At 69.8% G+C, this 18,683-nt stretch carries 19 protein-coding genes; 9 read left to right on the forward strand and 10 right to left on the reverse strand.

Features of this window, described 5'->3' with window-relative positions:
- Positions 1-161 precede the first annotated feature (161 nt).
- Genes AOM45_RS05495 through AOM45_RS05510 form a run of 4 tightly spaced genes read left to right on the forward strand, consistent with a single transcriptional unit; the run spans position 162 to position 5,455 of the window.
- Positions 162-1,949 carry a S8 family peptidase gene (locus tag AOM45_RS05495; protein WP_162185773.1) on the forward strand — a complete coding sequence of 596 codons (1,788 nt, stop codon included), beginning with the start codon at positions 162-164 and terminating at the stop codon, positions 1,947-1,949.
- Positions 1,946-2,506, forward strand: coding sequence for an RNA polymerase sigma factor (locus AOM45_RS05500; protein ID WP_236703165.1), 561 nt, complete (start codon positions 1,946-1,948; stop codon positions 2,504-2,506). Before AOM45_RS05495 ends, AOM45_RS05500 begins: the two co-directional genes overlap by 4 nt.
- Complete coding sequence (locus tag AOM45_RS05505; RefSeq protein WP_030473558.1) at positions 2,496-2,957, forward strand: hypothetical protein; 462 nt, start codon at positions 2,496-2,498, stop codon at positions 2,955-2,957. The genes AOM45_RS05500 and AOM45_RS05505 overlap by 11 nt, the downstream gene beginning before the upstream one ends.
- Positions 2,954-5,455, forward strand: coding sequence for a CHAT domain-containing protein (locus AOM45_RS05510; protein WP_030473557.1), 2,502 nt, complete (start codon positions 2,954-2,956; stop codon positions 5,453-5,455). The genes AOM45_RS05505 and AOM45_RS05510 overlap by 4 nt, the downstream gene beginning before the upstream one ends.
- 34 nt (positions 5,456-5,489) lie before the next feature.
- Here AOM45_RS05510 and AOM45_RS05515 read toward each other — a convergent pair whose 3' ends face one another.
- The 3 genes from AOM45_RS05515 to AOM45_RS05525 form a co-directional block, all read right to left on the reverse strand.
- Positions 5,490-6,236, reverse strand: a complete 747-nt coding sequence (locus tag AOM45_RS05515) for an SAM-dependent methyltransferase (RefSeq protein ID WP_030473556.1) — start codon at positions 6,234-6,236, stop codon at positions 5,490-5,492.
- Between the two features lie 242 nt (positions 6,237-6,478).
- Positions 6,479-7,207 carry a DUF5984 family protein gene (locus AOM45_RS05520; RefSeq protein ID WP_030473555.1) on the reverse strand — a complete coding sequence of 243 codons (729 nt, stop codon included), beginning with the start codon at positions 7,205-7,207 and terminating at the stop codon, positions 6,479-6,481.
- Between the two features lie 69 nt (positions 7,208-7,276).
- Positions 7,277-7,546, reverse strand: a complete 270-nt coding sequence (locus tag AOM45_RS05525) for a hypothetical protein (protein WP_030473554.1) — start codon at positions 7,544-7,546, stop codon at positions 7,277-7,279.
- A 71-nt stretch (positions 7,547-7,617) separates the two neighbouring features.
- Between AOM45_RS05525 and AOM45_RS05530 the strand changes: the two genes are divergently transcribed.
- Positions 7,618-8,355, forward strand: coding sequence for a hypothetical protein (locus tag AOM45_RS05530; protein WP_156094440.1), 738 nt, complete (start codon positions 7,618-7,620; stop codon positions 8,353-8,355).
- Between the two features lie 19 nt (positions 8,356-8,374).
- On the opposite strand, the gene AOM45_RS05535 is transcribed toward AOM45_RS05530, so the two are convergent.
- Positions 8,375-8,725, reverse strand: coding sequence for a VOC family protein (locus AOM45_RS05535; protein WP_030473552.1), 351 nt, complete (start codon positions 8,723-8,725; stop codon positions 8,375-8,377).
- A gap of 91 nt (positions 8,726-8,816) precedes the next feature.
- Between AOM45_RS05535 and AOM45_RS05540 the strand changes: the two genes are divergently transcribed.
- Positions 8,817-9,425, forward strand: coding sequence for an RNA polymerase sigma factor (locus tag AOM45_RS05540; RefSeq protein WP_030473551.1), 609 nt, complete (start codon positions 8,817-8,819; stop codon positions 9,423-9,425).
- A complete protein-coding gene (locus AOM45_RS05545) occupies positions 9,422-10,375 on the forward strand; it encodes a hypothetical protein (RefSeq protein ID WP_030473550.1) in 954 nt (317 codons plus the stop codon). The genes AOM45_RS05540 and AOM45_RS05545 overlap by 4 nt, the downstream gene beginning before the upstream one ends.
- A gap of 36 nt (positions 10,376-10,411) precedes the next feature.
- On the opposite strand, the gene AOM45_RS05550 is transcribed toward AOM45_RS05545, so the two are convergent.
- The 3 genes from AOM45_RS05550 to AOM45_RS05560 form a co-directional block, all read right to left on the reverse strand.
- The gene (locus tag AOM45_RS05550) at positions 10,412-11,638 is read right to left on the reverse strand and encodes an MFS transporter (protein ID WP_030473549.1); all 1,227 of its coding nucleotides are present in this window, start codon (positions 11,636-11,638) and stop codon (positions 10,412-10,414) included.
- 111 nt (positions 11,639-11,749) lie between these two features.
- Positions 11,750-13,267: an arabinosylfuranosidase ArfA gene (arfA, locus tag AOM45_RS05555; RefSeq protein WP_030473548.1), complete on the reverse strand. Its 1,518-nt coding sequence runs from the start codon at positions 13,265-13,267 to the stop codon at positions 11,750-11,752.
- Between the two features lie 62 nt (positions 13,268-13,329).
- Positions 13,330-13,836, reverse strand: coding sequence for a MarR family winged helix-turn-helix transcriptional regulator (locus tag AOM45_RS05560; protein ID WP_030473547.1), 507 nt, complete (start codon positions 13,834-13,836; stop codon positions 13,330-13,332).
- A gap of 124 nt (positions 13,837-13,960) precedes the next feature.
- Between AOM45_RS05560 and AOM45_RS05565 the strand changes: the two genes are divergently transcribed.
- Positions 13,961-14,386: a DUF6069 family protein gene (locus tag AOM45_RS05565; protein ID WP_030473546.1), complete on the forward strand. Its 426-nt coding sequence runs from the start codon at positions 13,961-13,963 to the stop codon at positions 14,384-14,386.
- Here AOM45_RS05565 and AOM45_RS05570 read toward each other — a convergent pair.
- The 3 genes from AOM45_RS05570 to AOM45_RS05580 form a co-directional block, all read right to left on the reverse strand.
- Positions 14,383-14,649, reverse strand: a complete 267-nt coding sequence (locus AOM45_RS05570) for a hypothetical protein (RefSeq protein WP_030473545.1) — start codon at positions 14,647-14,649, stop codon at positions 14,383-14,385. The genes AOM45_RS05565 and AOM45_RS05570 overlap by 4 nt on opposite strands.
- A 57-nt stretch (positions 14,650-14,706) precedes the next feature.
- Complete coding sequence (locus AOM45_RS05575) at positions 14,707-16,179, reverse strand: amidase (protein WP_051784745.1); 1,473 nt, start codon at positions 16,177-16,179, stop codon at positions 14,707-14,709.
- 156 nt (positions 16,180-16,335) lie between these two features.
- Positions 16,336-17,916 (reverse strand): elongation factor G, encoded by a 1,581-nt coding sequence (locus tag AOM45_RS05580; RefSeq protein ID WP_035913850.1) that lies wholly within the window; start codon positions 17,914-17,916, stop codon positions 16,336-16,338.
- Between the two features lie 200 nt (positions 17,917-18,116).
- Between AOM45_RS05580 and AOM45_RS05585 the strand changes: the two genes are divergently transcribed.
- Positions 18,117-18,683 carry a GNAT family N-acetyltransferase gene (locus tag AOM45_RS05585; protein WP_030473542.1) on the forward strand — a complete coding sequence of 189 codons (567 nt, stop codon included), beginning with the start codon at positions 18,117-18,119 and terminating at the stop codon, positions 18,681-18,683.

An 18,683-nucleotide genomic window follows, 5' to 3' on the forward strand; every position in this document is an offset into this window, starting at 1 on the left:
GGCGGGCTCCTCACTGTCGTAGGTGCTGACGAGTGCGCCGCCACCGCCTTCCGGATACATCGGGCCCGCGTGACGACATCGTGACCGAACGAGTGAATCCGCGCGTTCGTTGTAGCGCTCTCGGTCGTACAGGCGACATGCCCAACGCGGAGGTGCTTTCGATGACGATCAAGTTCCGCTGGCTCGACGAACCGCCCAACCTCGCCGAGGACACGTACGACGAGCCGCCACCGTGGCCGGAATGGCTGCTGCAACGCCACCGGGGACGTATGTTGCTGCCGAGCGAGGCCGCGCCCGCGGTCGGTGTGCCAGAGCAGGAAAACCCGGCTGACCCGCTACCGGCTGAGCCCTTCGCCGTGCCGATCGAGTCGACCGCGTATCGCGCGGACACGTTGCTGATACCGGAGGTCCTGGTCAGGGACCAGCCCCTGATGTCCGCGGTGCAGCAGGCGGCCGGGGTGGTGTTCCAGCTCCCGCCGCTGCTCAGCGAGGTGACGTCCGCCAACCAGCCTGAACTGCTCCTCCAGGTTCCCCGCCCGGTGGCGCTGACGCCCGTCGATCTCACCTCAGCGGCCCCGGTCGACGCCTGGACCGCACTCCGGCGCATCCGCAGCGCGGTCAGCAGGAACGAGCTGAAAGTCGGCGAAGATGTCTTCATTCCGTCCGAGGAGCAGCGGCAGAGTCTGCTGGAGGTGTCGCTGGACCACCTGCTCATCGGCGCGTACGGCGGTGTTCCGGTCTGGGAACAGCACGACGTGCCGGGACAGGCACCGTCCGGCGGATACCGCCCGGAGGGACGTCACCCGATCTCCGCACTCGTCGACCTGCCGAAGCGCGACGGAAGCGGTGTCTTCGCCACGAACCGGCGGCCGGTCGTGGCGGTGCTGGACACCGGCGTGCGGGAGCACCCGTGGTTCGTGGATTCCTTGAAGGACATCGCGGCCGGAGGCACCAAGAACTTCCTGCACCTGAGCGTTCCCACTCAGGCCGCGCTCCAAGCGCACCAGCCCAAGGTGGCGGGCCTGCCGAGCACGAACGTGTTGTCCGACTACCACGACGTGCCGATCTACGCCGAGGAGCTCTCCGACCGGGTGAACCGGGCGGTCGGCCACGGCACGTTCATCGCGGGCCTGATCCACCAGCACGCGCCGGACGCCGACGTCCTGTCGTTGCGGGTGATGCGCTCGGACAACGTCGGCTACGAGAGCGACGTGCTGCTCGCACTGTGGCTGCTCGTGGACCGGGTCGAGCGGGCGCAGAGCGACCCGGCGCACGCCGAGGAGATGATCGACGTGGTCTCGATCTCGCTCGGCTACTACCACGAGACGTGGCGGGCAGCGAAGCTCACGCGGCTCAGCGCGGTGATCAGGAAGTTGACGTCGCTGGGCGTGGTCGTGGTCGCCGCCGCGGGCAACGACTCGTCGCGCCGGCCGTTCCTCCCCGCCGCCATCGCGAGCCTCACCACCGCCATGCCGCTGGTGATCGGCGTCGGTGCGGCGAACCCGAACGGCACGACCTCCTGGTACAGCAACGGTGGCGCGTCGGCGAGCGCCGAGGCGCCGGGAACGTGCGTGGTCAGCATCTTCCCGCCGGACATCGAGGGTTCGCGCAGCCCTTCGGACAAAGCTGCCAGCGACGGCAGGCAGTCGGTCGACGAGGACAGCTTCCGCAGCGGCTTCGCGTTGTGGAGCGGCACCTCGTTCGCCGCGCCCGTGCTGGCCGCGGCCGTGGCCAGGAAACTGGTCGAGGTCAAAACCTCGGCCGAGCTGACCCAGCAGGCCACAGTGGACAGGGCCCTGACGGCGTTGCGCGAGCTCGCCAGGACGAGCATGCTCGCCGAGCTCAACGACCTCAAGATGCAACGAGAGCTGGCCGAGCAGGACCACGCACGGCTCAAGTCAGCTCTCGAGGACCAGATGAAGGCCGAGAACATGCCAGTCGACCAGTGAACAACGAGCGGATGGGCCGGCTGCTGGAGGCGGCGCGGGCCGGGGACCGGGAGAGCCTGAACGAACTGGTCCGCGAGCTCACCCCGTTGCTGTGGCACGTCGCCAGGGCGCAGGGGCTCGACCGCGAGTCCAGTTCGGACGTCGTGCAGCACACGTGGCTGACGCTGCTGAAGTCCATTTCGGACATCCGCTCACCGGCCGCGCTGACGGGGTGGCTCGTCCAGGTCACGAAACGCGAGGCCTGGCGGGTCGCCCGGCGGGCGCGCGCCGAGGAACCTGTCGACGGCGCGGAGTTCGCCGACCTGCTCGACCGGTCCCCCACTCCGGAGGACCTGGCCACGGCCTCCGAGACGCACCGCGAGCTGTGGGCCGCTCTGGCTCAGCTCTCCGAGCGGTGCCAGGAGATTCTGCGTGCGATGGCGTTCCTCCCGGAGTTGACCTACACCGAGCTCAGTGCGTTGCTGAACATCGCACGCGGCAGCATCGGCCCGATGCGCGGACGCTGCCTGGTCCGGTTGCGCTCGTTGTTGACAGGTGGTGTGCGCGATGAACGCTGATCCTCCGTTCGACGCGGCCGACCTCGACGTGCTGCGGCAGCTCCGCGGAGCCTGGACCGAAGCCGACCCGGTGCCACCGGACCTCGTCGAGACCGTCCACTTCGCACTCGAGCTGACCTCCGGCACGGAGGAGATCATGCGGGCCGTCGAAGAACACGCGCTGCCCGTGGCGAAGGGGGACGACAGCACCAGGACGATCACCTTCGACGGGACCGAGCTGACCGTCATGGTCAGCGTCGCGCCCGCCTCCGGTGCCGCGGTGCGAGTCGACGGCTGGCTCACCCCTCCCGGTGTCCACCAGATCGAGCTGCGCGTCCAGGGCGAGCTGCTGCGGACCTCGTCCGACGACGGCGGCCGGTTCGCGTTCGACCGGGTACCGCGAGGACTGGTGCAACTGGTGGTGCGCGCCGGCGGCACCGTCCTCGTCACGCCGGCGATGGTCCTCTCGTGAACGCTCGGGCTCAGGCGTTGCACGGCCGCGGTCTGGCCGCGGCCGTGCGCGGCCAGCCCAAGGAGGCGGTGCGCCTGCTCAGGTCGGGCTTGCGCGCACTCGGCGAACCGGCCGGCACAGCGGAACGTTCGCTCGCCGCCAAGCTGCTCGCCAGCCTGGCCGCCGCCGAAGTGCACCTGGGCGATCACGCGGCTGGGTTCGCGCTGCTCGACCAGGCGGAAACCCTTGCCACACCAGCGGAAGCCGGCGTGTTGCGCGATCAACGCGGCCTGCTCCTGTTGATGGTGGGCCGGTTGGACGAGGCGCAGCGGTACATGGACGAGGCGGTGCCGTTGCTGCGTGCCGCCGGCGACCAGACGTCGTTGGCACGGGGGTTGCTCAACCGTGCGATGGTGCACGACCTGGCTGGGCGTGTGCGGATGGCGCTGACCGACCTGGACGCGTGCGAAAGAGTGGCCGAGGCGGCCGACCTGCCCAGGATCGTGGCGAAGGCGCAGCTCAACCGCGGGCACTGCGAGACGTTGCTGGGCGACATTCCGGCCGCGCTGCACTCGTTCGACGTGGCCCGGTCCGGGCTCGCGGTGCACGCTCCGGACCTGCTGGCGTCGCTGGCCGTGGACCGGGCACGCGCGTTGCTCGTCGCCGGTCTCGCCAGGGAGGCGGCCACCGAGCTCGACGCCGCGCTCGCGGTGCTGGCCGACCGCCGCCCCACCCACGAACGCGCCGAGACGGAGCTGGTCAGAGCCCAGACCGCGCTCGCTCAGGGCGATCTCACCGTGACCAGGCAGTGGGCCCGCCGGGCGGAGCGCAGCTTCCGCAGACGCGGCAACCAGGCGTGGGCGGAGCTGGCCGTGCTGACCCGGCTGCGCGCCGAGTTCCTCGCGGGCCGCAGCCGTGCGAGCCTCCTCGAGCAGACCCGCGCACTCGCGGACCGCTTGGCCGGACTCGCGTTGCCGTACGACGCCGAGCACGCCGAACTGCTCGCCGCCTCGATCTGCGTTGCGCTGAAACGGTTCGCGGAAGCCGAAGAGCACCTGGTCGCACGCCGGACCGGCAGCCCGACCACGGAGACCAAACTGGCGCGCCGGCTCGTCAAGGCCAGGCTGCACGCCGCTCGCGGCGCGGTGCCCCAGACGTACGCGGAGATCAGGGCGGGCCTGATGGTTCTGCGTCAGCACCGCGAACGGTTCGGGAGCATCGACTTCCAGACCGGGTCGGCCGCACTGGGCGTGCGGCTCGCCGAGCTCGGGCTGTCGGTCGCCCTGCGCCACAGCGCGCCTTCCGTGGTGTTCAACTGGTTGGAACGCTGCCGCGCCCAGGCTTTCCGGTTACGTCCCGTGTTCCCCACCGCCGACGACGAGACCACCGACGCGGTGGCACAGCTGCGCAGGTGCGCGTTGGAGGCGCGGGCAGCCCAGCTGACCGGTTCCCGCAACCTCGCGCTGGAACAGCGGTGCGCCGAGCTGGAACGCTCCATCCGGTCCCGCGGCTGGACCGTGCGAGGCAGAGGAACGCACACTCCGGTGGCCTTCCTCAGCGACGTCGTGGACGAGCTGCGCGGGGCAGGCAGCACCCTGGTCACCTTCGTGGCGGACGGCCCGCGGCTGCGCGCCCTGGTCGCCGACCACCGCGCGCCCAGGCTGGTGGACCTGGGCGATCTCGCTGTCGTGCGGGAGGCCGTGATCCGCCTGCGCAGCGATCTGGACGCCTTGTGCGGCAGGCGACTACGTCCCGCACTGGCCCAGGTCGTCTCGGAATCCGCCCACCGCCAGCTCGCCGTGCTGGCCGACAGCCTGATGCGCCCGCTGCACCCCGTCCTCGGCGACAGGGAACTGGTCATCGTTCCGACGGGCCCGTTGTCCGCTGTGCCGTGGGGACTTCTACCGCAGCTGCGCGGGCGTCCGGTCACGGTCGCACCGTCCGCGACGCAGTGGCTGGCCGGACGGACCGGCGGTCATCGCGCTGTGCGGCAACCACTGCTGGTCGCGGGCCCCGACCTGCACCACGCGGAGGCGGAGGTGGCCGAGATCAGTCGCGTCCTGCCGAACGCCACCGTCCTCAGTGGACCAGAGGCTTCGGTGCGCCCAACGCTCGCCGCTGCCAACGGAAGAGACCTGGTGCACTTCGCCGCGCACGGCCACCACGAGGAGGACAACGTGCTGTTCTCGCGCCTGGACCTGGCAGACGGACCGCTGATGGCCTACGACATCCACCAGCTGGGCACCGCGCCGCACCACGTCGTGCTGTCGAGCTGCGACATCGGCCGCACGGTCGTGCGCTCAGGCGACGAGCTGCTCGGCTTCACCGCCGCCCTGCTCTACAGCGGCACCAGAACCGTCGTCGCCGGCGTGGCCCGCCTGCCCGACGACGCGACCACCTCTGGGGTGATGGCCCGCTACCACCACGGCCTGGTCCAGGGCGTCACGCCCGCCGCCGCGCTGGCTGCCGCGGTGGCGGACGTGCCGTTCATGCCGCTGGTGTGCTTCGGCAGCGGCTAGCACCGTCCAGATCGGACGGTGCCAACCGCTGGTGTCAGCGGTTCATCAGAGCGAAAACGCCCCACCCGAGGTATTCGCGTTGGTACCGGACGTGGCGCACCGGACCGGCGGTGAGTTCCGCGCGCATCTGCCCGGCCAGCTCGTCGTCGGGATGCGCGTCCAGCCACCGGCGGGTGTTGAGCCACTGAGCCGCGACGTAGCGGTCCCAGCTGTCCTGGTCGGCCAGGACCATCTCCACGACGTCACAACCCAGCTCCCCGAACTGTTCCAGCAGTTCCGGGAGGGCGCGGAAGTCGTCCGCACTGGCGGCGTGACAGCCTTCGACGGTGGCCTGGTCCGGGGGATCCTTGCGCCAGTACGGTTCGCCGATCAGCATCACACCGCCGGGACGCAGGCTGCGTCGGAGCAGGTCCACGGTCCCGGCGACGCCACCTCCGATCCAGGTCGCGCCGACACACGACCCGATGTCGACCGGGTCGTCGGCAACGTGGTTCGACGCGTCACCGTGAGTGAAGGTGACTTGTTCGGCGACCTCCAGCTCGATCGCTCGTGCGCGCGCCTTGGCCAGGAACGCGGTGCTGATGTCGACACCGGTTCCGGTGATGCCGTGATCGCGGGCCCAGGTGCACAGCAGCTCGCCCGAGCCGCAGGCCAGGTCGAGCAGCCGAGTGCCGGGTGACGGGTTCAGCGCCTCGCCCAGGATCGCCAGTTTCCGGCTGGTGAGCGGGTTGTGGATGCGGTGGCTGCTCTCGCGGATGGTGAAGCTACGGGGTAGATCCACTTCGATGGTTCCTCACGTCCGATGGGTAGTTCACAGTGGTCAGCGCTGTGTCGGCCGTCGACGGCCGAACTACCCGGACAGTCATGGAATGCACCTCTTCGGATGGAAGGACATGCGGTTCGACGGAAGGCTAGGTGGGGTCGCACGCGGCGGTCCACCGGTTATCGCGCCCACCCCGAACGCGCGTCACACCGGCTGGCTCGCCCAGCATCCCCTCGGCTCCTGAAAGCTCTGGGCCGTGGCTACTGCGTTCGCGTCGAGAAGATGCGGGCGGCACCCTCACGGACGGCCGTCCAGTCGGTCGCGGGTGCGTGCCGCAGGGCGACGGCCAGGGATCCTGAGCGGAGCTGATGTTCCTTGCGGAGCTGCTCAACGTCGAGTTGGACGTCTGCATCCAGCCCGCCGCCTTCGACCTCGGTGATGCGCCGGTCCATCGCGGCGATCAGTTCCCGGTCGAACTCCTCCACGGCTCGCAGGAACGACTCGGTGGAGACACTCGCCCTGCCCTGCCTCGGCACGGTGCAGCCGAGTCCGCCCTCGACGGGGTGCCTCCAGTCGACGGTGATCGTGTCCTGATCGACGGCCGACCGCCACCAGAGGATGGAGGGTGAAGCACGGAGGTAACTGGTGTACATGAGGTGGCTGCCGTACCAGTCGAGAGCCGCGTCCGCGTCCTCGACACCTGACCCGTACCAGGCGTCCTGATCGCTGGTCATGTGGTCGACGAGGTCTGCGGGCACCGGTTCCAGCAGCGACGGCAGCACTTCCTGGAGGTCCTCCCACAACCGGACGACGTAGTAGTCGACTGGCGAGGACTGCCCTGCGTCGGAGTCCGGCGGGTGGTGGAACAACTTGTGTCCGTCCACTTCGATCCAGTACCAGCCGTCCGTCAGCGCGAACCAGTGCAGACGGCGATCGCCCCAGGGCTCCACATCGGCCAGCGGCGTGAGACGGAAGTGAAAACGGATCACCCCGGCAGTGTGCTCACCGCCTCGGACGGCTGTCGAACAATTTGCCTCTGACGTCCGCTCGTGCCGCTGTCAAGGAAAGCAGAGGCCACAGGCTCGAGCAGTCCCGCCGACGTCATGTCTAGCGAAGGCTTCGAGGTCCGCTCGGGGACCGCACACCTTGATGTAGTCCGCGGTCCACTGAGCGCCTCGAGCCGGGGTGCCGCTGATGGTGCTGCACGTCGCCCGGTGCAGCATCAGGTAGGACGGCCTGGGGGTGCGCTCGGCGTTCAGCACGTACAGGTCTGGATGCATCTCCAGCCAACGCTGGTAGCCGAGGTCGTTGTCCACGAATCTCTGCATCCGACCATCATGCGCCACCGGCGCTGCGGCTGACCGGAGTGCAGAGGATCTCGGGCCGTTACGGCGGGAGCGTGATCGGCGACCTATCCGATATGACTGAGCCGACTGTTGCGGTCCGTGTGGTGGAGGAGTTGCGGCGGAGCGGGGCCGCGCTCGATGACGACGAACTGGCGCGTCGGCTGGGAGTCAGCCCGCGGCAGACGATCAACCAGGTGTGCAGGAGGTTGGAACGCGCCGGACGGTTGCGCTGGTACATCGGTTCCGCCGGGAAGATCGTCAATGATCTTCGCCTGGTCGACGGCCAGTCCGCCGTTGCCACAGCCAGTGGTGCCGGGGTGCCAGACGTGGTGGAGACGCTGCCGGATGGTGCTCCACCAGCGGCGGGCGACAGCCGCGAGCAACGCCACGCCGAGCGGGTCATGCTCGATCTGCTGGGAGAGCGCATGGGGGTCGTGCTCAAGCCGCGACGGATCCCACTCGAGGACGGGGTCCGGGTCGAGATCGACGGAGCCGATGACGAGCTGTCGATCCTGGTTGAGGCGTGGGCCCATCAGGGACCCCTGAAGGTCGCGCAGAAGCACAAGGTGTTGGCCGACGCCCTCAAGCTGCTGCACGTCGCCGCCAGCCTGCCGGTCGCGCCTCGACTGGTGCTGTGCCTGTGCGATCCGGAAGCCGCCCACCACTTCACCACCGCGCGATCTTGGGCAGCCCATGCCCTTCGTGCCTTCGCCATCGACATCGTCGTCGTCGAACTACCCGCCGACCTCAAAGCCGCAGTCCTTGCCGCCCAACAGCGCCAACATCGCTAGAAACACCATTCGGCGAGGGTCAAAGGCTGTGCGCGACGGGGTGAAGCGGCTGGTACAACGGCAGTTCGGCCCCACTCGGCATCCGCACCGCGGTGAGGCGCCCCCACCGCGCCTCGGTCACCGGCCGGGCGGTCTCGACACCTGCTGCGGCCAGCGTGGTCAGGACCGCGTCCAGGTCGTCGCACATCAGGTAGAACTCGTGCTGCGGTGTTCCGTCGGTCGGGTGGACGGCGATTTCGGCCGGTGGCAGTGCGAAGATCAGCCATCCGTGTCCCGCATCCACGTGGGGGAACCCCAGGACGTCGGCGATGAAAGCCCGGTCGGCCTCGGCGTCCTGGCTGTAGAGGATCACGTGCGCGCCGCTGAACATGGCCAACGATGCCTCGCGAAGACGGTGCCACGCAAGCCACGATCACCGGACATGAACCGGATCGCGACTTCGGGCAACAGAGAGCATGAGCATGTCGAAACCCTCCGCCGAGCCCGTCCCGCCCGGCGAGCCGCCGCCTGAGATCTCCGACGAAGACCTGCTCGCCGAGTCCCTGGTCACGCCCGAGCGGTTCGCGGCGATCTTCGACCGGTACGCGCCGGTGGTGCACGGGTACCTGTCGCGGCGGGTCGGGGTGCTGGCGGACGACCTGATGAGCGAGACCTTTCTGCTGGCGTTTCGCGGGCGGGACGGGTACGTGCCCGGACGGGCGCCTGTTCGGGCATGGCTGTTCGGCATCGCCACCAACCTCGTGCGGCGGCATGCCCGCGACGAGGAGCGGCGGTATCGGGCGTTCGGGCGGGCGGCTGGGCGTCTCGAGGTCACCACCGAGCTCGGGGAGGTGGCTGGGCGGGTCGACGCGCAGGGGCTGCGCGGTGAGCTGGCCGACGCGCTGGCCTCGCTGGCCCGTGAGGACCGCGACGTGCTGCTGCTGTGGACCTACCCGCAGTTGTCCTACGCCGAGATCGCTGTCGCGCTGGACATTCCGGTCGGCACCGTCCGGTCCCGGCTGCACCGCGCTCGCGGCAAGGTTCGCGACCGTCTCAGCGACCGCTGGCTGACCACCGAGGAGACAGCATGAACGAGTTCACCGTGATCCGGGAGCACGGGCCGCAGCCGACGCCGCTGTCCGACGAGGTGCTGGCCAAGGCGCGCGCCGACCTGTTCGCCGAGATCCACGCCGCCCCGCGCCCGGTTCGCCTTCGTCGCCGCACGGTGGTCGTCGCCGCCGCGGCTGCCGCGGTCGCGGTCGTCGCCGGGATCATGGCCACCTCAACGCCGTCCCCCACCTACGAGGCACCGGTGTTGGTCCGGTTCCACATGCCGGTCCCGCCGCCGGAACTGAAGCCGGTGCCCGAAGGTGTGACCGGGCCGCGCTTCACGGCGGAGCCCGGCTGGCTCGCCGCGGTCTACAGCGACAACAAACCTGGCGCGGAGATGAGCGCCATCTACGTCATCGCCTCGAACCGGCCGGGCAACGACGGTGTCCCGACGACCTACGACGGCAAGCCGGCCGTGCTGCACAAGGTTGATCAGGACGAACCAACGTTCCACGAGGTGGCCCTCAGCTGGGAACGGTCACCCGGCCGGTGGATCAAACTCACCGGGGTCGGCAGGTTCGCCGACGAGCAGATCGTGCGCTCGCTGGCCGGCACCCTGGCCGACACGGACAAGCGGTTGAGCCTCGACATCGGCGTCGCGCCGGCTGGTTGGGAGCTCTACGCCTTCAAGGACGCCGGGCCGGACGGGACGGGTGCGGTCACCTCACTGCGAGATCCGGCCAACCCGGACCGCACCATCCACGTGAGCACCACGTCCGGACTCGTCCCCGACTACGGGCAGACCGTTGAGGGAGGCCCCGTGGACACCATTCCCGTGTCCGTCCACGGCCGGCGGGGCGACCTGGTCCAGATCCCCGGGAAGCAGTGGATGCTGCAGGCTCCGCTGCCCGACGGGCGGACCTTCCAGCTCCAGGTCCCCGCCGACTTCACCCAGCAGCAGGTGATCGAACTGGCCGAAGGTGTCAGCTGACCCGGGCGCCACGAAACCCGGCCACCGGAGTGGCACTCACGCGCCACTCCGGGCCGCCCGCCTCAGCACGGGCGTCGCCCACGCCATCACCACACCGCCCAGAACGACCACCACACCGGCCGCGAGCCCGGCCCGCGGATTTCCCGCCGCCACCGACACGGCACCGGCGAGGAACGCGCCGAACGGCTGGCCCGCGCCCCAGGCCACCATCCTGGCCGTCGTGTTCACCCGCGACTGGAGCTCCTCCGGACACACCTTCTGCCGGTAGGTGATCCCGTTGATGGTCACGACGGCCTGCGCGACGCCCCAGTACACCGCCGCCACGCACGTCAGCAGCCAGGGCCCGCTCACCAGCACGAGCACTCCGCCGAGCAACGACAACGGCAACGCCCCCAACGCCACGCGTGCCTCGCCCCAGCGTTCGGTCAGCCGCGGCAGCAACCGGGACGCGAGGATCGCTCCCAGACCCCAGCAGCTGAACAGCGCGGCGAGCCGGAGGTCACCGCGTGGTGCGACGTGCAGCACGCGGTCGGCGAACGGCACCAGCACCGCGGTCCACGCGCCTCCCGCGACCGAGTGCGCGGCGCCCACCAACGTGAGCGTGCGGATGATCGGCTCGTTCCACAGGAACCGCAGTCCCTCCCGCACGTCGCCGGCGAGCTCGCCCGCCCCGCGCACCGGCCGCGGATTGGCCATGCTGCTCGTGATGCCGCGCAACAACAACGCCGAACCCACACCGGTCAACGCGTTCACCGCCAGCAGCGCCGCCGGAGCCACGACCGCCACCAGCAGACCCGTCAGGCCGGGCAGCACGAGCTCCACCGCGGTCGTGCGTCCGAAGAGCGTCGAATAGGCGGCGGTGAGCCGCTCCTTGCCCACCAACGCGGGCAGCGCACCGAAGTTCGCCGCGTCGAAGAACACGAACGCCGTCTGTGCCGCGAACGCCACCGCCACGACGTGCGGCGCGACCAACGCGCCCGCCAGCCACGCCAGCGGCACGCTCAACAGCACCCCGGCCACCGTGAAGTCCAGCGCCACCATCATCTTCCGGCGGTCGAGCCGATCCGCGAGCGCACCCGCCAGCAACCCGAAGACCAGGTACGGCAACGCTTCCGCCGCCGCGACCGCCGACGTCCAGCCCGCCGACCCGGTCAGCTGGTAGACCAGCACGGGCATCGTCACCGCCGCCACCACGGCACCGGTCACCGACAACACCCGCGCGGCCAGGTAACGACGGAAGTCTCGCTCGGCCGACTCGATCATGCCCACCACACCGACAGCGTATGGGGTTTGTCGACCTTGTGACGGAAATCAGGGGAAGGCTGCCGCACCGCCCGAGTCAGGCCTCCCGGCTCTGGTCGACGGCGACCACGCTCATTCGTCCGGGAGTTCCGGGCGCAGCACGACGACGGCCCAGCACACGGGCGGAAGCACGAACCTCAGCTCCTGCCCGTCGACCTGGACGTCGCGCAGCTCCTGCGGCCGCACCCCCTCGGTCGCGCTCGAGTTGCGGGCGTGAGGATCACCGCCTCCCAGCACGCTCGCCACCGCGACCCGCAGCGGCCCGAAGGCACTGAGGTGCACTCGAACCGGCACTGACGCGGCCGTGCCGCGGTTGACGCAGAAAACGGCCAAGCGGCCCGATTCCTCGTCGTGAGTCGCAACGGCGTCGACCACCGGCACCGGACCGTGGACCTCGGTGGGCACGTCCGGCGCGGTGATCTCCATCCGCAGAACGGTTCCGCGCGCGTGCAGGGCGGTGAGCGCGAACGGGTGGAAGGTGCTCTGCCGCCACGCGGGACCGCCCGCTTCCGTCCTGATCGGCGCGATGGTGTTCACCAGCTGGGCGAGGCATCCGATGCGCACGCGATCGGCGTGCCGCAACAGCGTGATCAGGCAACCGCCCACGACAACCGCGTCGGCGGCCGTGTAGGGGTCCTCGGCCAGGGGTGGCGCGTGCCGCCAGTCCGGGACCGACGCCATGCGGCTCATGTACCAGACGTTCCACTCGTCGAACGCCAGCATGATCTTCTTCTGCTTGCGCAGCACGGCGCGCACGTGGTCGGCCGTGGCGACGACGGAGGAGATGAAGCCGTCCATGTCGACGGGGCTCGCCAGGAAGCTGGCGAGGTCACCGTCCCGCTCTTCGTAGTAGGCGTGCAGGGAGATGTAGTCGACGACGTCGTACGCGGCCTCGAGCGCGACGGCTTCCCACCGGCCGAACGTGGGCATGGCGGAGCCGGAACTGCCGCACAGCACCAACTCGATGTCCGGGTCGACCAGACGCATCGCCTTGCCGGTCTCGTTGGCGAGCCTGCCGTACTCGTGTGCCGTCTTCTGCCCGATCTGCCAGTCGCCGTCGAGCTCGTTGCCCAGGCACCACAGCCGGATTCCGTGCGGGTCCGCGGCCCCATTGGCGATGCGCTGGCCCGAGAGCCGCGTTCCTCCCGGATGGTTCGCGTACTCCAGCACGTCACACGCTTCCTGGACGCCACGGGTGCCGAGGTTGACCGCCATCATCGGTTCCACGCCGGCCAGACGCGCCCACCGCACGAACTCGTCCAGGCCGAACCGGTTGCTCTCGATCTGGCGCCACGCCAGATCGAGGCGAGCGGGTCTGCTGCCGACCGGCCCGACACCGTCCTCCCACCGGTAACCCGACACGAAGTTGCCGCCGGGGTACCGCACGACCGTCACGCCCAGTTCGCGGGTCAGCGCGAGCACGTCGGTCCGGAAGCCGTTGCCGTCCGCGTCCGGGTGATCGGGTTCGAACAGTCCTGTGTAGACGGCACGACCCATGTGCTCGACAAAGGATCCGAAGAGCCGGGGGGCCAGCGGTGCGATGGTGAACCGCGAGTCCACCACGAGCGTTGCTTCCGTGTTGTCGCTCATCGGCAGCAACGATCGCACGAGGATCGTCGAATCGTCACGCCGTCGATTCGCTGTCGAACGGGTCAGGACCGGCGCTGACCGGTGGGATCGATGAGGAAGCGGCCCTCGGGGTCGATCGCGGTGAGCATGCGCTGCCCGATGGCACCGAGCTGCCGCACCTGTGCCTTGGTCAACGGGTCGAACACGACGCGCCGGACCTCGTCGACGTGACCGGGCGCGGCGCTGACGACCTTGTCGAAGCCGTCGCCGGTGAGGACGGCGAGCGTGTAGCGCCCGTCCTCCGGATCTGGCGTGCGGCGCGCCCACCCCTTGGCTTCGAGCCGCGAGACGGCCTGCGAGAGGCGGGACAACGAGCCCTCGGCGAGCCCCGCCAGCTCACTCATGCGCAACGTGTGGTCCGGCGCCTCGGACAGCACGGCGAGCACGCTGTACTCGAAGAACGTGACACCGGCGTCGCGGCGGAGCTGGGCGTCCAAGGTGGGTATGAGGTGCGCGGTGACGCCGATCAACGTCAGCCAGGACGCCCGTTCCTCGGCGTCGAGCCAGCGCGGCTCCCCCGTCGTCGTCATGCCACCACCTTACAACTCACTTGAGGATTGAAGTGAAACAGCGTCGAGATCACTTGACGATTGAAGTCATCAGGGCCTACGGTCACTTCAATCGTTAAGTCATTACCGCCTTCCGGGAGAGATCATGACCGACACCACCGCGACCACCCGTTCCAGCGGCGTCCTCACCGCCGTCGGGGTCGTCGCCGCCGCGGCCGTGGCGACCGCGCTCAACGCCGCAGTGGCGGCCATCGCCCACGCCGCGGGCGCTTCCCCGGAGTTCCAGGCACTGCAACTGCCGACCTACGCCACCTTCACCGTCCTCGGCGTGCTCGCGGGTGCCGCTGGATGGGCGATCATCCGTGCCCGTGCGCGCAACCCGCGCCGGGTGCTGCGCGTACTCGTCCCCGCCGTCCTGCTGGTGAGCCTGGTGCCCGACGTGCTCGTCGGCGCCTCGGCCGCCCTGCCCGGAGCGAGCTGGGGCGGCGCCGTCGCACTGATGGTCATGCACGTCGTGGTCACCGTCGTCGCCGTGGGCGCGTACCTCCGCCTGCTGCCGCTCCGGTCCTAAGCGGACAGTTCCACCGGGCGACCAGGTGCCGCCTGGCCGGGAGCGATGAACACGACCGGCGGCACGTGCCTCGGCCGGTGGTCCGCGGAGCGAAGAGCGGAGAGAATGCCGCGCACTCGTGCGGCCAGAACGGGATGAGCCGTCAGCTGCGTCCAGATCGGGTCGTCGGTCCCGCGTTCACGGGCCAGCCGGTCGACGTGACTCACCAGATCGTTGTGGGACAACGCGAGCCACTGCTTCACCGTGGCCGATTCAGTCAGCACGACGGATCTCCTCTTCGATTCGTGCCGTATCGGTACCTCCGCACCGGATGCACAGAGCTACCTCTCGCCGCGAACCTCCAAACCTCCGGCCGCCGTGATCTTGGCCGGTCCCTGGAAGCCTCCGATCTTCTGTTCGAGAAGTTCGGCCAGGCGCAACGGTGTGCGGTCCTCGAACATCGGACCGATGAGCTGCACCCCGACCGGCAGGCCGTCGGGAGACAGTCCCGCCGGCACCGCGGTGGCGGGCAGGCCGGGCATGGTGGCCAGTCCGGGCCAGACGAGCTGGTCGAAGAACGGGTGCTCGGCGCCGTCGATGTCGATGCGGCGCCGCAGCAGATCGGGGCTGTGGTCGTGCGGGAACGCGGGGGTCGGCGTGATCGGGCAGACCACGGCGTCGAGCTCGGCGAAGAGCTGCCGCCAGCCGTGGCGGTGGAGCTCACGACGCGCGTTCAGCTCCAGCCAGTCGCTGTGGCTGAGCACCATGCCGCGCAGCCGTGCCGCGTCGAGACTCTGGTCGCTCAGTTCAACGGCGCGGGTCATGTGCTCTTCGACGGGGAAATGCGCGACGGAGCCCGAGAACAGCAGCTGCGTGTAGAGCGTCGCGGCTTCGGCCAGGTCGGGCAGCAGCGGGCTGTGCCGTTCGACGCGGGCGCCGCCGTCGGCCAGTGCGTCGGCCACGCGGTTCACGCCCGCCCGCACGGCGGATCCGGTGGGGAGGAACGGGTGTTCGTCGAGGACGAGCACCCGGAAGTCGGCGAGACGCTCGTGGCGTGCGGGCGGCAGGGTCAGCTCGTGCGCCACGCCGAACGTCAGCGGGTCCGGTCCGGCCATGACGTCGAGCAGGAGGGTGAGGTCGCGGGCGGTGCGCGCCATCGGGCCGACGACGGCGAGGTCCGGGTCGACCGGCAGGGCCGGCGTGGCGGGCGGGACCATGCCGCGGGTCGCCGCCAGGCCGAGTGTCGGCTTGTGCGCGTAGACACCGCAGAAGTGCGCGGGCGTGCGCAACGAGCCGGCGATGTCCGTGCCGAGGGACAGCGCGCCGAACCCCGCCGCCAGTGCCGCCGCCGACCCGCCGGAGGAACCGCCCGCCGTGCGGTCGTGGTCCCACGGGTTGGTGGTGGTGCCGTAGATGTCGTTGAAGCTCTGCAGGTCTTGCAGCCCCAACGGCACGTTCGTCTTGCCGAGCACCACCGCGCCCGCTGCCCTGACCCGCGACACCTGCACCGCGTCCTCGGCCGGCACGTGGTCACGGTGCTGCGGCATGCCCCAGGTCGTCGGCAGCCCGGCGACGTTGTAGCACTCCTTCACCGTCACCGGGACACCGAGCAGCGGCCGGTCCACGCCGCGGGCACGCGCCCGGTCGGCCTCACGCGCCGCGGCCCGCGCACGGTCGAAGTCCCGCACGCAGATCGCGTTGATCACCTCGTCCTCGCGCTCGATGCGGGCGATCGCCTCGTCGGTCAGCTCGACCGACGTCACCTCGCCCGCACGCAACGCGGTCAGCTGCTCCTGGGCCGTCTGAAAACTCATGAAATCGAAGGTATTGGGCTGCCGCAAAGGGCACGAAATTCCGTTCCGTGCAACGAAAAGGCTGAATCACCCACCATCGGAGTGGCGCGCTGCAGGTCACGGCACCGGCACCGGGCCGAGCCATGAAACGCCGTGTCGCGCAACGGGATGGACATCTCACGCGTAGTGGTCGAACTCGCTTTCCAGCACACCCTCCCCGCGGGTCAGCGACGGCAGTCGTCGTTGCAGCTCGTGCACCCGTGCGGCGGGAACGTGTCCTTCGAGGACGGTCGCGGTCGTCGTCAGCGGAACGCCGCCGACCTTGCCCAGTGCGGTGAGCACCGCGGTGAGCGCGTCCGGCGGGATCTCCAGCCGGAAGCGGTGCACCGGTTCGCACGTGACGGTTCCCGCTCGTCGCAACGCTTCCCGCAGCACGATCGGCGCGAGGCCGCGGAAGTCGCCCGCCACGGTCACCGGTGAGCTGTACCCGGAGTGCGTCATCGTGACCGTGCAGTCGTGGATCCGGCCGGCGCGCAACGTGTCGCGCACGGCGTCCTCGGTGGCCCTGAAGAAGGCGAGCGGCAACGAGCCCAGCTCCACCTCCAGCCGGAACTCCTCCGGGCCCGGTTCCACCCTGAACCCGATGGTGGCCGCGTACGGGTTCTGGCCGAGGAACCGCACCGCCTCGCCCACGCCCCGTGGACGTTCCACGCGGACCGTTCTCGTTTCGCGGAACGTGACGGCGATGCCGTGCTCCAGCGCGAGCGTCGCCTCGATGACCTCCTTCTGCACCTCGCCGTACAACGAGACCACGATGTCGTCGCCGTCGAGCCGCAGGTTGATCAACGGGTCCTGCTCGGCGAGCTGCTGGAGCGCGGCGTGCAGAGCCACGCGGTTCTGTGATTCCACCACGGTTTCGAGCGTCGGCGGCGCGAAGTGGTGGACGCGGTGGCGCCGGGCGGCGCCGATCGTGTCGCCGATGCGGACGTCGAGGCCCCCGAGCTTCGCGATCTGCCCCGCCCTGGCGGTGGTGCGACGCGGCGCCGTGCCACCTTCGAACACCGCGATCGAGGTGACTTTGCCTTCCCTCTCACCGATCTTCACCCGGTCACGCACCCGCACGGTCCCGGAGAACAGCCGCACGAACGCGACCTTCTCCCCCGCGTGGCCGCGTTCGACCTTGAACACGGTGCCGGACAGCGGACCTTCGGGCGCGTCGGCCACCGCGAACGACGACGTGACGCCGGCGACCAGTTCGCGCACTCCGTCGCCGGTGATCGCGGACCCGAAGTAGATCGGCACCTCGGTCGCGAGCTTCTCGGCCACCTCGCGCGCCACGCGCTCACCGTCGGCGCCGCGTCGGTCCATCTTGTTCACGAACACGACGGTCGGGATCTCCAGGCGCCGCAACGTGCGCATGAGCACGCGGGTCTGCGCCTGCACGCCCTCGACCGCGGACACCACCAGCACCGCGCCGTCGAGCACGTCGAGCACCCGTTCCACCTCGGCGATGAAGTCCGGGTGGCCGGGCGTGTCGATCAGGTTGACCACGACGTCCCCGACGGCGAACGACGCCACGGCGGACTTGATCGTGATGCCGCGCTGCCGTTCGAGCGCGAGCGAGTCGGTCTGCGTGTTTCCCGCGTCCACGCTGCCGAGTGCGTCGATGACACCGGCGGTGTGCAGCAACCGCTCGGTGAGGCTGGTCTTACCAGCGTCGACGTGAGCCAGAATTCCCAAGTTCAAGGTGCGCGACAAGCGTCATGTCCTCTAGATAGGCAACGAATACCTTCTGGGTGAACACGGACGCCACGCGCATGTGCCTCTCCTTGTCCGGATGACTGGTCATGCGCAGTTGAGCAGGCCCCGGCCCGCGATGCAACCGAAATAAACCCCGTTGCGAGTGGCCGGCACCGGATGTCAGGTTGATCAGCCACAACCCGACGGAGGGACCACCTGTGCCGCTGCCCACCCCGACGCTGCACACCACTCGCCTTCGGCTGCGTCCCTTCACCGACGCGGACGCGGGCGCCCTCTTCTCCTTGCACAGCAACGCCCACGTGCTGCGCTACTGGGACTCACCGCCGTGGGACGACCCTGCCCGTGCCGAGCGCTTCATCGAGGTGTGCCGGCGGTTGGAGGAGGAGGGCACGGGAGCGCGGCTGGCCGTCGACCGCGTGTCCGACGGGACGTTCATCGGCTGGTGCGGTCTGCACGGCTGGAACCCGGACTATCGCAGCGCCTCCCTGGGTTACTGCTTCACGGAAGCGGCGTGGGGCCACGGCTACGCGACGGAGACCGCGCGCGCCGTGCTGCGGTGGGCGTTCGGCGCGCTGGACCTGAACCGGGTCCAGGCCGAGGCCGACACCCGCAACACCGCGTGCGCCCGCGTCCTGGAGAAGCTCGGTTTCACGCGGGAAGGGACGTTGCGGGAGGACTGCGTCGTGAACGGCGACGTGTCGGACTCGTGGGTGTACGGGCTGCTCAGGCGGGAGTGGCGGCCCGACGCGGTTCCTGCCGGCTGA

The organism is Lentzea aerocolonigenes, assembly GCF_000974445.1.
Lineage (GTDB): Bacteria > Actinomycetota > Actinomycetes > Mycobacteriales > Pseudonocardiaceae > Lentzea > Lentzea aerocolonigenes.